Source organism: Aeromonas sp. R4-3, from assembly GCF_040908275.1.
GTDB classification, from domain to species: Bacteria; Pseudomonadota; Gammaproteobacteria; order Enterobacterales; family Aeromonadaceae; genus Aeromonas; species Aeromonas rivipollensis.
Genome location: NZ_JBFODK010000047.1, coordinates 44,893 through 57,240, shown reverse-complemented (window position 1 = coordinate 57,240; position 12,348 = coordinate 44,893). Strand labels below are relative to the sequence as shown.

At 57.6% G+C, this 12,348-nt stretch carries 13 protein-coding genes and 4 tRNA genes; all 17 read right to left on the bottom strand.

Annotation, left to right across the window (positions count from 1 at the left end; translation table 11 throughout):
- Nucleotides 1-76 (bottom strand) — tRNA-Val (locus AB5Y91_RS14490).
- Nucleotides 77-98: 22 nt separating this feature from the next.
- A tRNA-Lys gene (locus tag AB5Y91_RS14485) sits at nucleotides 99-174 on the bottom strand.
- 46 nt (nucleotides 175-220) lie between these two features.
- Nucleotides 221-296: transfer RNA gene (locus AB5Y91_RS14480), tRNA-Val, on the bottom strand.
- A gap of 32 nt (nucleotides 297-328) precedes the next feature.
- Nucleotides 329-404 (bottom strand) — tRNA-Lys (locus AB5Y91_RS14475).
- A gap of 174 nt (nucleotides 405-578) precedes the next feature.
- Nucleotides 579-1,385 carry a tol-pal system protein YbgF gene (ybgF, locus tag AB5Y91_RS14470; RefSeq protein ID WP_162520034.1) on the bottom strand — a complete coding sequence of 269 codons (807 nt, stop codon included), beginning with the start codon at nucleotides 1,383-1,385 and terminating at the stop codon, nucleotides 579-581.
- A 158-nt stretch (nucleotides 1,386-1,543) separates the two neighbouring features.
- Nucleotides 1,544-2,068, bottom strand: a complete 525-nt coding sequence (gene pal, locus AB5Y91_RS14465) for a peptidoglycan-associated lipoprotein Pal (RefSeq protein ID WP_005331552.1) — start codon at nucleotides 2,066-2,068, stop codon at nucleotides 1,544-1,546.
- A 50-nt stretch (nucleotides 2,069-2,118) separates the two neighbouring features.
- Entirely contained in the window at nucleotides 2,119-3,444 is a 1,326-nt protein-coding gene (gene tolB / locus AB5Y91_RS14460) for a Tol-Pal system beta propeller repeat protein TolB (RefSeq protein WP_041206742.1), read from the bottom strand.
- A 93-nt stretch (nucleotides 3,445-3,537) separates the two neighbouring features.
- Nucleotides 3,538-4,671 carry a cell envelope integrity protein TolA gene (tolA, locus tag AB5Y91_RS14455; protein WP_368170116.1) on the bottom strand — a complete coding sequence of 378 codons (1,134 nt, stop codon included), beginning with the start codon at nucleotides 4,669-4,671 and terminating at the stop codon, nucleotides 3,538-3,540.
- 5 nt (nucleotides 4,672-4,676) lie between these two features.
- Nucleotides 4,677-5,123 (bottom strand): protein TolR, encoded by a 447-nt coding sequence (gene tolR / locus AB5Y91_RS14450; RefSeq protein ID WP_005331545.1) that lies wholly within the window; start codon nucleotides 5,121-5,123, stop codon nucleotides 4,677-4,679.
- Nucleotides 5,124-5,813, bottom strand: coding sequence for a protein TolQ (gene tolQ, locus AB5Y91_RS14445; protein ID WP_025325802.1), 690 nt, complete (start codon nucleotides 5,811-5,813; stop codon nucleotides 5,124-5,126). It abuts the gene before it with no gap.
- Nucleotides 5,803-6,210, bottom strand: coding sequence for a tol-pal system-associated acyl-CoA thioesterase (gene ybgC / locus AB5Y91_RS14440; RefSeq protein ID WP_005331541.1), 408 nt, complete (start codon nucleotides 6,208-6,210; stop codon nucleotides 5,803-5,805). The genes tolQ and ybgC overlap by 11 nt, the downstream gene beginning before the upstream one ends.
- Before the next feature lie 208 nt (nucleotides 6,211-6,418).
- Nucleotides 6,419-6,730, bottom strand: a complete 312-nt coding sequence (locus AB5Y91_RS14435) for a cyd operon YbgE family protein (protein WP_111913291.1) — start codon at nucleotides 6,728-6,730, stop codon at nucleotides 6,419-6,421.
- Nucleotides 6,717-6,833, bottom strand: a complete 117-nt coding sequence (cydX, locus tag AB5Y91_RS14430; protein WP_005331536.1) for a cytochrome bd-I oxidase subunit CydX — start codon at nucleotides 6,831-6,833, stop codon at nucleotides 6,717-6,719. Before cydX ends, AB5Y91_RS14435 begins: the two co-directional genes overlap by 14 nt.
- A gap of 14 nt (nucleotides 6,834-6,847) precedes the next feature.
- Nucleotides 6,848-7,984: a cytochrome d ubiquinol oxidase subunit II gene (cydB, locus tag AB5Y91_RS14425; protein WP_042650005.1), complete on the bottom strand. Its 1,137-nt coding sequence runs from the start codon at nucleotides 7,982-7,984 to the stop codon at nucleotides 6,848-6,850.
- Between the two features lie 12 nt (nucleotides 7,985-7,996).
- Nucleotides 7,997-9,553, bottom strand: coding sequence for a cytochrome ubiquinol oxidase subunit I (gene cydA / locus AB5Y91_RS14420; protein ID WP_171275470.1), 1,557 nt, complete (start codon nucleotides 9,551-9,553; stop codon nucleotides 7,997-7,999).
- A gap of 938 nt (nucleotides 9,554-10,491) precedes the next feature.
- Nucleotides 10,492-11,502: a Holliday junction branch migration DNA helicase RuvB gene (gene ruvB, locus AB5Y91_RS14415; protein ID WP_025325798.1), complete on the bottom strand. Its 1,011-nt coding sequence runs from the start codon at nucleotides 11,500-11,502 to the stop codon at nucleotides 10,492-10,494.
- A gap of 75 nt (nucleotides 11,503-11,577) precedes the next feature.
- Complete coding sequence (gene ruvA / locus AB5Y91_RS14410; protein WP_043128860.1) at nucleotides 11,578-12,192, bottom strand: Holliday junction branch migration protein RuvA; 615 nt, start codon at nucleotides 12,190-12,192, stop codon at nucleotides 11,578-11,580.
- Nucleotides 12,193-12,348 lie beyond the last annotated feature (156 nt).

Sequence of the window (12,348 nt, the reverse complement as noted above, 5' to 3'; positions counted from 1 at the left end):
TGGTGGTCGTTACTGGGCTCGAACCAGTGACCCCCTCCTTGTAAGGGAGGTGCTCTCCCAGCTGAGCTAAACGACCTGGGATACTCTGTGGTCAAGATTGGTGGGTCGTGCTGGGTTCGAACCAGCGACCAATTGATTAAGAGTCAACTGCTCTACCAACTGAGCTAACGACCCACACCTTGAACCTGTCACCGCCTGCCGTGGCAGACCGCGTTAAAACTGGTGGTCGTTACTGGGCTCGAACCAGTGACCCCCTCCTTGTAAGGGAGGTGCTCTCCCAGCTGAGCTAAACGACCTGGGAATTCTGTCTTCACCCGTTGTGAAGAAATGGTGGGTCGTGCTGGATTCGAACCAGCGACCAATTGATTAAAAGTCAACTGCTCTACCGACTGAGCTAACGACCCTCACCACGACCAGCTCCGAGCGCACTGCTGCACCGGCTCTGACGGCGGCCTATATTACGGATTTATCATCCTGGCGCAATAGAAAAATCTTAAATTAAATCTGTTTGCTCACTGCGCATACAAAGCAGAGCCGCATTTACAAGACTGTTACGAAAACAGTGACATGCAGCAATGTTACAGCTTGCCGAGGCTCTGCTTGGCCAACTGGGCTGGCGAGGTATTGGGGTAACCCTTGATCACCTGCTCATAGAAAGTCTTGGCTTCCGCTTTCTTGCCGTCGAGCTGCGCCAGCATGCCGAGTTTCAGCAGGGCATCGGCCCGCTTGGGCGACTTGCTGTACTTGTTCGCCACAGTGGAGAACTGGCTGGCTGCACCGGCTCTGTCACCCTTGTTGAACATCAGCTGGCCGAGCCAGTAGTGCGCATTGGGAACATAGCTGGAGCTCGGGAACTGTTTGATGAACCCTTCGAAGGCAGGAATGGCCTTGTCGTAATTCTTCTCCTTGAGCACCATGTTCACGGCTGCGTCATAGGCCTGGTTCTCGTCCTGATTGGTCGAGTAGTTGGCCGCGGCGGCTGGCGTCGTGGCGCCGGCTGCAGGAGTCGCGGGCGCTGCGGCGGCAGGCTGGCTGTTGGCCACCTTGTCGAGCTCCTGATAGAGCTGGCGCTGACGCTCTTGCGACTGCTCCATCTGGTAGGTCTGCTGCTCCAGCTGACCACGCAGTTCGGAGACTTCCCCTTGCAGGGAGTCGACCTGTTGCTGCAGCTCGGCCTGCAGGCGCAGACGGGCGTTCAGGGTGCGCTCCAGCAGGGCGACTCTGTCTTCCAGGCTGCCCGTGGGCACTATGGCACCGTTGTTGCCGCTAAGGACAACCCCACCACCCGAGTCACCGCCCAGATCGCTGACAGGAGCCGCCGCATGCGCATTCAGAGCAACCAATACGGCCAGCGCAACAACAGCTTGCTTGTACACAGATTTCATTCGGATCAAACCTTAGCGTTTAGTGCAAATAAAACGGCCAGCGCCATAGTCGCTCGCTTATACAGATTTCATTCGGATCAAACCTTGGCGTTTAGTGCAAATAAAACGGCCATCGAAATGGCCGCTTGCATATAAACGAACTTCGTTCGGTTCAAACCTTAGTAAACCAGAACCGCACGGCGGTTTTTGGCAAAGGCGTCCTCGGTGTGGGACAGATCCAGTGGCTTCTCTTCGCCATAGCTGACGATGGAGAGCTGTTCGGCCTGCACACCCAGGGTTTGCAGATACTTGGCAACGGCCTTGGCACGACGCTCGCCCAGGGCGATGTTGTATTCCGGAGTACCGCGCTCATCGGCGTGGCCTTCGATCAACACCTTGACGCTCGGACGCTCACGCAGGTAGCTGGCATGGGCATCCAGCAGGTCGGCGTACTGACCCTGAATGTCGTAACCATCGTACGGGAAGTAGATCACGTTATCGCGCTGCAGAGCTTCGAACTTCTGACGCATCTGCTCTTCCGGGGACAACATGCCGTTGGCGCCACCGGTTTGTACACCGCCCATGCCGTCGGTCATGCCAGACTCGGCGCCAGCGGCGTCGGAGTCGGAAGAAGAACTACAGGCAGCCAGGGTGAACAGTGGCAGTGCGATGGCCAGACCCTTGAGCAGTTTATTGAGTTGCATGCTATTTCCTTAAACCTTTATAACAAAACAAAAAACAATCGATTTTTTTATCAATTCAAGAAGGGCGACCAAGCTGGTGCACGAATTTCACCGCTACTGGTCGGAAGCACTGCCTTGAAGCGACCATCGGTCGACACCAACGCAAGACTCTTACGACCCTGATAGATGGTGGCATAAATGATCATGCTGCCATTGGGAGCCACACTTGGCGACTCATCGAGAGCACTCTGGGTCAGTACCAACATGGCTCCGTTTTCCATATCCTGGCGAGCGATGCGATATTGTCCCTGAACCCGGGTCACCACCACCATGGACTTGCCGTCCGGCGTGATGGATGCACCCTGGTTGGAATCCCCTTCCCAGGTCATCCGGCGAGTGACGCCAGTCGCCAAATTTACGCTATAAATCTGGGGTTTGCCACCACGTTCAGAGGTGAACAGCAAAGTTTGACCGTCCGGCATCCAGGAGGGTTCGGTGTCTATGGTACGGTTATTTGTGACTCGAGTGAGTTGCTTGCTAGCAACATCAACAACATAGAGATCAGGCTGCCCATCTTTGGACAAAACAATAGCCAAACGGCGACCATCTGGTGACCACTCGGGGGCACCGTTGATGCCACGGAAACTGGTGATCAGACTGCGTTGCTGGGTATAGATGTCCTGCACATAGATCTCGGACTTCTGGTTCTCGAAGCTAACATAGGCCAGCTTGCTGCCATCCGGCGACCAGGCCGGTGACATCAACGGCTCGCGGGAGCGCAGCAGGGTCTTCTCGTTGTAGCCATCGTAATCGGAGATACGCAGCTGGTACGGGAACTGGGTGCCCTGCTGGACGGAGACATAGGCCAGTCGGGTCAGGAAGGCACCACGCTCACCGGTCAGGCGCTCGTAGACAATGTCGGAGATGCGGTGGGCGAACTGGCGCATCTGGGCACCCGGTATGGTCGCCATGCGGCTGTCGAGGATGTAACCATTCGCTTCGCCGCCCTGGGTCTTGGCCAGCTGGCCCTTCAGAACGTCGACCAGCTCGAAGTTGATCTTGTAGGTGCCATCACCTACCGCCGCGATGGAACCGACCACCACGGCCTCCACACCCTGGGACGCCCAGGGGGCGAAGTTGATCTCGCCACTGCTGCTCGGAGTCTGCGGCATCTGACCACGGGCCAGCGGCTTGAACTTGCCGCTGCGCATCAGGTCGTTGGAGACCACCTCGGCGATGTCCTGTGGCAGTTGACCATTGCCCTCCCACTTGAAGGGGGCTATGGCGATGGGGCGCGCACTGTCAATACCGCCGGTGATGACGATGTCCAAGGCCGCCTGAGCGCTCTGGCCTAGCAGAAGGCAGCCAACCAAAGCAAAAAACACTTTTCTTATCATGGCTTAAATACTCTGTTCCAATAAAAATGAGAGGTGAAATTCCTTTATCAGCAGATGCTGCCAACCACGGTCAATGACCCCGTTTTATCACGTCTAGATGCTAGGTTCTAACTTGAGGTTAAGTTCCTTCAACTGCTCGAATACCGCCGGATCCTTCGGCACCGGCAACTGATTCGCCTTCAGCACAGCCGCCTTGCCGGAGCGGCAGACCGCAGGGTCACCCTGGCCGTTGTCCACCGAGATGACGAAGCCGGTACTGGCCAATTTGACACCGATAGTACAGGTTTTGCCCCGCATGGTGGGATCCAAAATCATATAGCGCTCCACCGTGGCGGCGATGAGGGCGGCATATTTCTGGGCTTCCCCCTGAGCCGCAGCCGATGCAGCCTGGCTGCGGGAATTGGCCTCGGCCTCCAGCTGCTGCTGCATCATGGCTTCCATCTCTTTCTGCAACTTGGCCTCCTCGGCCGCCTTGCGCTTGCGCTCTGCCTCTATCTTGGCCTTCTTGTCAGCCTCGGCCTTCGCCTTCTTGTCTGCGTCAGCTTTTGCCTTCTTGGCGGCTTCATCTGCAGCCTTTCTCTCTGCCTCAGCCTTGGCCTTCTTCTCGGCTTCCGCCTTGGCTTTCTTCTCAGCCTCGGCCTTGGCCTTCTTGTCGGCTTCAGCCTTCTTGGCCGCATCCGCCTTCGCCTTGGCTTTCTCTTCGGCCTGCTTCTTCTCCAGCTCTTCTTTCTTTTTCTTGAGCGCCAGCGCCTTGGCAAGTTCCTCTTCCTGGCGCTTGGCTTCGGCCTGCTTGGTCTTCTGCGCCTCCAGCTTGCGGGCTTCCTCGGCCTTCTGGGCCTGCTCTTCCGCCTGCTTCTGCTCGGCTACCTTCTTCTGCTTCTCGGTCTCGGCCTTGCGGGTGGCCTCCTCGGCCTCCTTGCGCTTGGTCTCGGCGATGCGCAGACGCTCCTGCTCCTTCGCCAGCTCGCGCCGGGCCTGATCGGCGTCTTCCTTGTCCTTCTCTTTCTGCTGCTGGGCAGCCTTGGGCTGAGCTTTCTGCTGCTGGATCTGCTGTGCCTGTTGCTCCAGGAACTCGCTGTCCAGCATCACTGCATTGACGATCTGTCCCTTCGACTCGGGGCGCTTGGGCTTGCTGAAGTCGACACCGACCAGCAATATGATGCCGATGATCAGATGCAGCAGCAGCGACGCGACGAGATAACCGGAAATACCACGCTTCACATCCATCTCCGTCAGTTCACCGGATCCGTCATCAGGCCAACCTGAGGCACACCGGCTTTCTTGAGGGCCACCATCAGCAGGATCACCTCTTCGTAACGCACGGACTTGTCACCCGCCACCACCACGGGAGCGTTCTGGTTGATGGCCAGATAACCCATCGCCTTCTCGGTGATGTATTGCTGCATCGCCTCGGGCGTGCCACTTGGCACTGGCTCATCATCCGCCTCACCGGCCTTGATGACGTACTCACCCTCGGTGTTGACGCTGACGATGAAGGGGGGCTTGGCGTCCTCGGGCAACTGCTCGGACTCGGCCTGGGGCAGGTCCACCTTGACCCCTTGCGTGATCACCGGCGTCACCGCCATGAAGATGATGAGCAGCACCAGCATGACGTCGATATAGGGCACCACGTTGATCTCGGCGACCTTCTTGCGCCGGATCCGCTGATAGGTTTGCATTTACTTGTCACCCTGCTGCTGTGCAATCTGACGGTTCAGTATGGTGGTGAACTCGTCCATGAAGTTGGCGTAGGCGTTCTCCAGCTTCTCTACCTTGTTGGTGAATCTGTTATAGAAAATAACCGCGGGAATGGCCGCGAACAGACCCATGGCGGTGGCGATCAGCGCCTCCGCGATGCCCGGTGCCACCATCTGCAGGGTCGCCTGCTGCACCTGACCCAGTGCAATAAAGGCGTTCATGATGCCCCATACGGTACCAAACAGGCCGATATAGGGGCTGATGGAGCCGACGGTCGCCAGCACTGGCAGGTTGGATTCCAGCTCGTCCACCGCACGGGACAGCGAGACACGCATGGCACGATAGGTACCGTCCATCACCGCATCCTGGCCACGAGCGCCGGCCTTGAGCAGGCGGGCATACTCCTTGAAGCCGGAATAGAAGATGTCTTCCATGCCTTCGATGTCATCGCGGCGGGAAGAGGACTCCTGATAGAGACGGTTGAGGTCGACGCCGGACCAGAATCTGTCTTCAAACTGCTCCGAGGCGAGGTTGGCCGCCTTGATGACCTTGGAACGCTGGATGATCAGCGCCCAGGAGACGACCGACATGCCCATCAGGGTCATCATGACCAGTTTCACCAGCAGACTGGCTTGCCAGAACAGACCAATAAACGAAATTTCAGCGTGCACTTAACAGCACTCCCTTGATTTTTTCAGGTATTGCAACAGGTTTCATTTGCGGATGACTGACACAGGCAATCTGTACCATGGCCTGGGTGATCAGTCGTCCATCAGCCGCCAGGATCTGCTGTGAAAAGCGCATGGAAGCACGTTTCACTTCAGTCACTTGCGTCAATACGGTCAGCAGTTCATTGAAGCGGGCCGCGGAGCGGAAATCGATCTCGGTGCGACTCACCACGAAGGCGATCCCCGCCTGCAACAGGACATCTTGCTCGATGTCGCCGGCGCGCAGGAACTCGGTGCGAGCCCGTTCCATAAACTTGAGATAATTGGCGTTGTAGACGATGCCTCCGGCGTCTGTGTCTTCGTAGTAGACACGTACCGGAAACTCAGAGACTTCCCCCATAAAAATCTGTGATCCATTCGACAGTCAGATGGGGGGCTATCATAGCGCAGGGCTGAATAGGAAAGAAGCAGGGGGAGACAGGGAAATCCCATCTCCCCCTGTTTTTTATGGCAGGCAATAACGGCCGATCCGCCGGGGGCAAAACCACGGCCGCACTGCGGGGTACAAAAGCAGAGGGAGGCAGAAAATGTCTGGCCTCCCTCAGTGTTTATGGCAGGTAATACCCGCTGGTCAGCCAGAGCCCGTACAACAGGCTTGGCAAGGCGAGCCAGGGGAAAAACAGCAGGCGGCCAACCAGGCTGCGGGGGTGGAACCCCAGTCCGTGCATGACGCCGCAGCAGACCGCCCACATCAGCCAGGGGGCCAGCCAGAGACCGTGGTCACTGGTGTTGGCGGCCACCAGATTCGGTGCCTGCAAGATGGCGACGCCCAGCAGGGCCGCCGCCAGCAACATCAGACCTTGCCATGGCTGGCGCTCCAGGGGAGCGGCCAGCCGGGCGAGCCTGTCACTTGTCTTCATCGATCTGACGATCCAGGTTCTCGGTGTGCTCCAGCCAGAGCGCATTGATGATCCCAAACGCACAGGCCAGCAACAGCCCCAGGATCCAGGTGAAATACCACATATCAGGGCACCTTCTTAGTAGAGCGATTGTTGGTTGTCTTCGATGTGCTTGTTACTCACCCGGCCAAACATCTTGATGTAGGTCCAGATGGTGTAAGCCAGCACTGTCGGTACGAAGACGACTGCGACTACCGTCATCACCTTGAGGGTGTTGAAGGAGGCGGTGGCATCCCACATGGTCAGGCTCTGGGACGGCTCCAGGCTGGAGGGCATCACGAACGGGAACATGGAGAAGCCCGCGGTCAGTATGATGCCGGCAATGGCCAGGGAGGAGAACAGGAACGCCATCCAGCCCTTGCCCAGCTTGGCCGCAAGCGCGGTCAGCAGGCTCATCACCAGACCCAGCACGGGGGCGGCAATCATCCAGGGGTAGAGGTTGTAGTTCTGCATCCAGGCACCGGCCTGCACCACCACTTCCTTGTGAAGCGGGTTGGTGACGGCGTCGGTGGCGACGGCGCCCACGATCACATAGCCATCCATGCCGCTCACCCAGACACCGGCCAGGGCAAACAGCACCAGGGTCAGCAGGGAGAAGATCATGGCGGCGGTACGGGAGCGGGCCAGCACTTCACCTTCGGTCTTCATCATCAGCCAGGCAGCGCCCTGGGTCACTATCATGAACAGGCTCACCAGACCGGCCAGCAGGCCGAACGGGTTGAGCAGGCCGAAGAAGTTGCCGTGGTAGGTCAGCATCAGGAACTGGTTGAAGCTGAACGGTACCCCTTGCAGCAGGTTGCCGAAGGCCACCCCGAAGATGACGGGGGGAATGGCACTACCGGCGAACAGCGCCCAGTCCCAGCTGGTGCGCCACTGGGCGCCTTCCTGCAGGGAGCGGTACTTGAAGCCGACCGGACGGAAGAAGAGCGCCATCAGGGTCAGGATCATGGCGATGTAGAAGCCGGAGAAGGCCGCCGCATAGACCATGGGCCAGGCTGCGAACAGGGCACCGCCCGCGGTGACCAGCCAGACCTGGTTGCCTTCCCAGTGCGGCCCCATGGTGTTGAGCATCACTCGACGCTCCACATCCTTCTTGCCGACGAAGGGGAGCAGGGCACCGACCCCCATATCGAAACCGTCGGTGATGGCGAAGCCGATCAGCAGCACGCCGACCAAGACCCACCAGACCAGACGCAACATTTCGTAATCAAACATGGGTTACTCTCCTTATGCCTTGCTCTGTTCGAAGTGGTACTTGCCCGTCTTCAGGCTGCTTGGGCCCAGACGCGCATACTTGAACATCAGGTACATCTCGATGATCAGCAGTACGGTGTAGAACAGGCAGATCCCGATCAGGGAGAACCAGATCTCGGACGCAGGGATATTGGATGCGGAGACTGAGGTCGGCAGCATCTCGGCTATGGTCCAGGGTTGGCGACCGTACTCGGCGACAAACCAGCCCGCCTCGATGGCGATCCAGGGCAGCGGGATGCCGTACAGCAGCGCCTTGAGCAACCACTTGCGCTCACCGATCTTGTGGCGAGTGCTGTCATAGAAGGCCAGACCGATCAGCACCAGCATCAACATGCCGCAGGCAACCATGATGCGGAAGGCGAAGAACAGCGGCAGTACCTGCGGGATGGAGTCATCCACGGCGGCCTTGATCTGATCGTCAGTCGCGTCGGTCACGTTGGCGGTGTAACGCTTGAGCAGCAGACCGTAGCCCAGATCCTGCTTCACTTCGTCGAAGCGAGCGCGGGTCTCTTCTGACTTGTCGCCGGATTGCAGCTTGGTCAGCAGATCGTAGGCTGTCATGCCGCTGCGCACGCGCACTTCATGCTCGCTCTTCAGATCCTTGAGACCGGTCACCTGACCGTCCAGGGAACGGGTCGCTATGATGCCGAGGGCATAAGGGATCTTGATGGCGTAGTCGGTGCGCATCTCTTCCTGGTTCGGAATGCCGAACAGGGTGAAGGATGCGGGAGCCGGCTCTGTGTTCCACTCGGCCTCGATGGCCGCCAGTTTCACCTTCTGCACTTCCCCCGTCTCGTAGCCTGACTCGTCACCCAGCACCAGCACGGAGAGGATGGAGGCCATGCCGAACGCGGCCGCGATGGCGAAGGAGCGACGGGCGAAGGCCACATCACGATTCTTCAGCAGGTAGTAGGAGGAGATGCCCAGCACGAACATGGCGCCCGTGGTGTAGCCCGCCGCCACTGTGTGGACGAACTTGACCTGAGCAACCGGGTTGAACACCAGATCGGCGAAACTCACCATCTCCATCCGCATGGATTCGAAGTTGAATTCGGCACCGACCGGGTTCTGCATCCAGCCGTTGGCGACCAGGATCCAGAGGGCGGAGAGGTTGGTCCCAAGAGCCATCAGCCAGGTTGCCGCCAGATGCTGGCGCTTGGTGAGGCGATCCCAACCGAAGAAGAACATGCCGACGAAGGTGGACTCCAGGAAGAAGGCCATCAAGCCTTCGATGGCCAGCGGGGCCCCGAAGATATCGCCGACATAGTGGGAGTAGTAAGCCCAGTTGGTACCGAACTGAAACTCCATGGTGAGCCCGGTGGTAACCCCAAGGGCGAAGTTGATACCAAACAACTTGCCCCAGAACTTGGTCATGTCCCGGTACACTGTGTTGTTGGTCATCACATAGACAGACTCCATGATCGCCAGAATGAAGGCCATTCCCAGCGTCAGGGGTACAAACAGGAAGTGATAAAGGGCCGTCGCAGCGAATTGGAACCGCGATAGGTCTACCACATGCTCAGCAATCATGATGTTTCCTCACCGATTATTGGCACGGCTATTTTAAGTTTTAAGGACAAAGCTTCCATTGGAAGTCCCCGAATGGTCGATCACCCCTCGCGGACTGACCGGATTCGACTGCCACCACATTAACAACAAGGCAATATAGAGGAACAAAAAAAGCTAATGTTTAACATCTGGTAAACATTAACTGCAGTTCTATTCTCGCCTATAATGATGGCTGTTTTATATCATCTTTATTTGATTGAAATCAATGTAAACCCATCATCAATACATGCCTTTTCAAGGTAACTTACAAGCCGTTTCCCATTAATTTTGGGAGCTTGCTCACAAAAAACATTAAACCGTAAATACTTGATTTAAATCAATTTTAACTCTCGTCAAAATAGTTTCAATTCTGTTAATCAAATAGACAAGGTGAGCAGGCTCACCCTTATCAATCCGGTATTTCAAGAATGATGCAGGCCATCATGAAATCAATTTAAAACCAGCAAAAACACATGTTTATGCGGATTGGCCCGCCTCGCAAAATCATTAATTTATCTAATCCGAAACACATAGATTTTCTTGTTTGTCCGGCCCGGCAAGAGCTCCTACAATGCGCCTCGCAGTGAGGGCACACCTCTGGATACAGGCCGGTCATTCCGGGTTCCCGGTACGTATTCGATGAACATTTCGAACCTGTTTGTTGGGATTAATGATGAAAAAGTTTGTTGCCAAGACCATCCGTTACTACAAGCTTTCGTTCGTTCAACTCTATCAAATGAACCGACTCTGAGGCCTCGCGACGGCTCCTTTGTGTTTTCCCGACCGGTCTGCAGACGCACTCACTGTCTGTGAACATCCATCCTGAATTGTCTTTGCCCACCGCATCCGCCGTGGGCTTTTTTTTGCCCGGACAATAAAAAACCGCCCTTGGAGGCGGTTTGTCGTTCAAAAGGCTGCTTTTACTGCTCATCTGGCCGTTGCAGGCCAAAGTGCGCATAAGCTCTCGGTGTCGCGATCCGCCCTCTGGGTGTACGTTGCAGATAGCCTTGCTGGATCAGATAAGGCTCCAGCACGTCCTCTATGGTGTCCTTCTCTTCCCCTATGGCGGCGGCCAGGTTGTCGAGACCCACGGGCCCCCCCATAAACTTGTCGATGACGGCTAACAATAGCTTGCGGTCCATGAAGTCGAACCCCTCGTTGTCCACATCCAGCATGTCCATGGCACGGGCCGCTATGGGTCCATCAATGCGGCCATCGGATTTCACCTGGGCGAAATCCCGCACCCGTCTTAACAGACGGTTAGCAATCCGCGGGGTCCCCCGGGAGCGGCGAGCCACCTCCAGCGCACCGTCTCCCGACATGTCGAGCCCGAGGCAGCGGGCGCTGCGGGAGACGATGTCGGTGAGATCCTTGACGTTGTAGAACTCGAGACGTTGGACGATCCCGAAACGGTCACGCAAGGGGCTGGTCAGGGAGCCGGCCCGGGTGGTGGCCCCGATCAGGGTGAAGGGAGGCAGATCGAGCTTGATGGAGCGGGCGGCAGGCCCCTCTCCTATCATGATGTCGAGCTGGTAATCCTCCATGGCCGGATAGAGCACCTCCTCCACCACAGGGCTGAGGCGGTGGATTTCATCGATGAAGAGCACATCGTTCGGTTCGAGGTTGGTGAGCAGCGCGGCGAGATCCCCCGCCTTCTCCAGCACGGGGCCCGAGGTGGTCTTGATGTTGACCCCCATCTCGTTGGCCACTATGTTGGCCAGCGTGGTCTTGCCGAGCCCGGGCGGGCCGAAGATCAGCAGATGATCGAGGGCCTCCCCGCGCTGGCGGGCGGCCTCGATGAAGATCTCCATCTGGTCGCAGACATGATCCTGCCCGGTGTAATCCGCCAGCTTCTTGGGCCGGATGGCCCTGTCGATGACCTCGTCCTCGCGGGCGGCACCGGCCGAGATGAGACGATCCGCTTCAATCATGCACTACCTCACGCTCTGCATCCCCGTGGTCACAGTAGAGTGACCCGGGATGGTCCGCTTGCTTCATTGTCATCCTCACACCAGGCTGCGCAGGGATTCACGGATGATGGCTTCCACCGACATGCCCTCGCTGGCCACCTTGGCCACGATCTGGCTCGCCTGCTGCGGCTTGTAACCGAGCGCCACCAGGGCGCTGGCAGCCTCTTCACTGGCATCGGGGGCGCGCAGCTGGCTCTCCTGGGCGGGCAAGCTGATGGCGGCAGGGGAGAAGAGATCGTGGCTGACCCAACCCTTGAGGCGGTCCTTCATCTCCACTACCAGCCGCTCGGCGGTCTTCTTGCCCACGCCGGGCAGCTTGACCAGGGAGCTTATCTCCTCGCGCTCGACGCTCATCACGAACTGGGTGGCCGTCATGCCGGAGAGGATGGCCAGCGCCAGTTTGGGGCCGACCCCGTTGGTCTTGATCAGCTCGCGAAACAGCGCCCGCTCCTGCTTGTGGTTGAAGCCATAGAGCAGCTGGGCATCTTCGCGCACCACGAAGTGGGTGTGAATGACAGCTTCCTTCCCGAGCTCGGGCAGATCATAGAAGCAGCTCATGGGCATGTGCACTTCATAACCCAGGCCCCCCACTTCGATCAGCACCTCAGGGGGTTGTTTCTCGATGATGACGCCTCTCAAGCGACCGATCATGTTCTCTTCCTCGCCACGCAGACTCTTGCAAATTGGGTCATAGCATAAAGAATAACTGGATAAGTATCCAGCATAGGGCCATGGAGGACAGCAAGGGAGGCTGTCTACCCTGATACTCTCTGCGCAGATATGGGCAGTCACTTTATTTCCCACCGG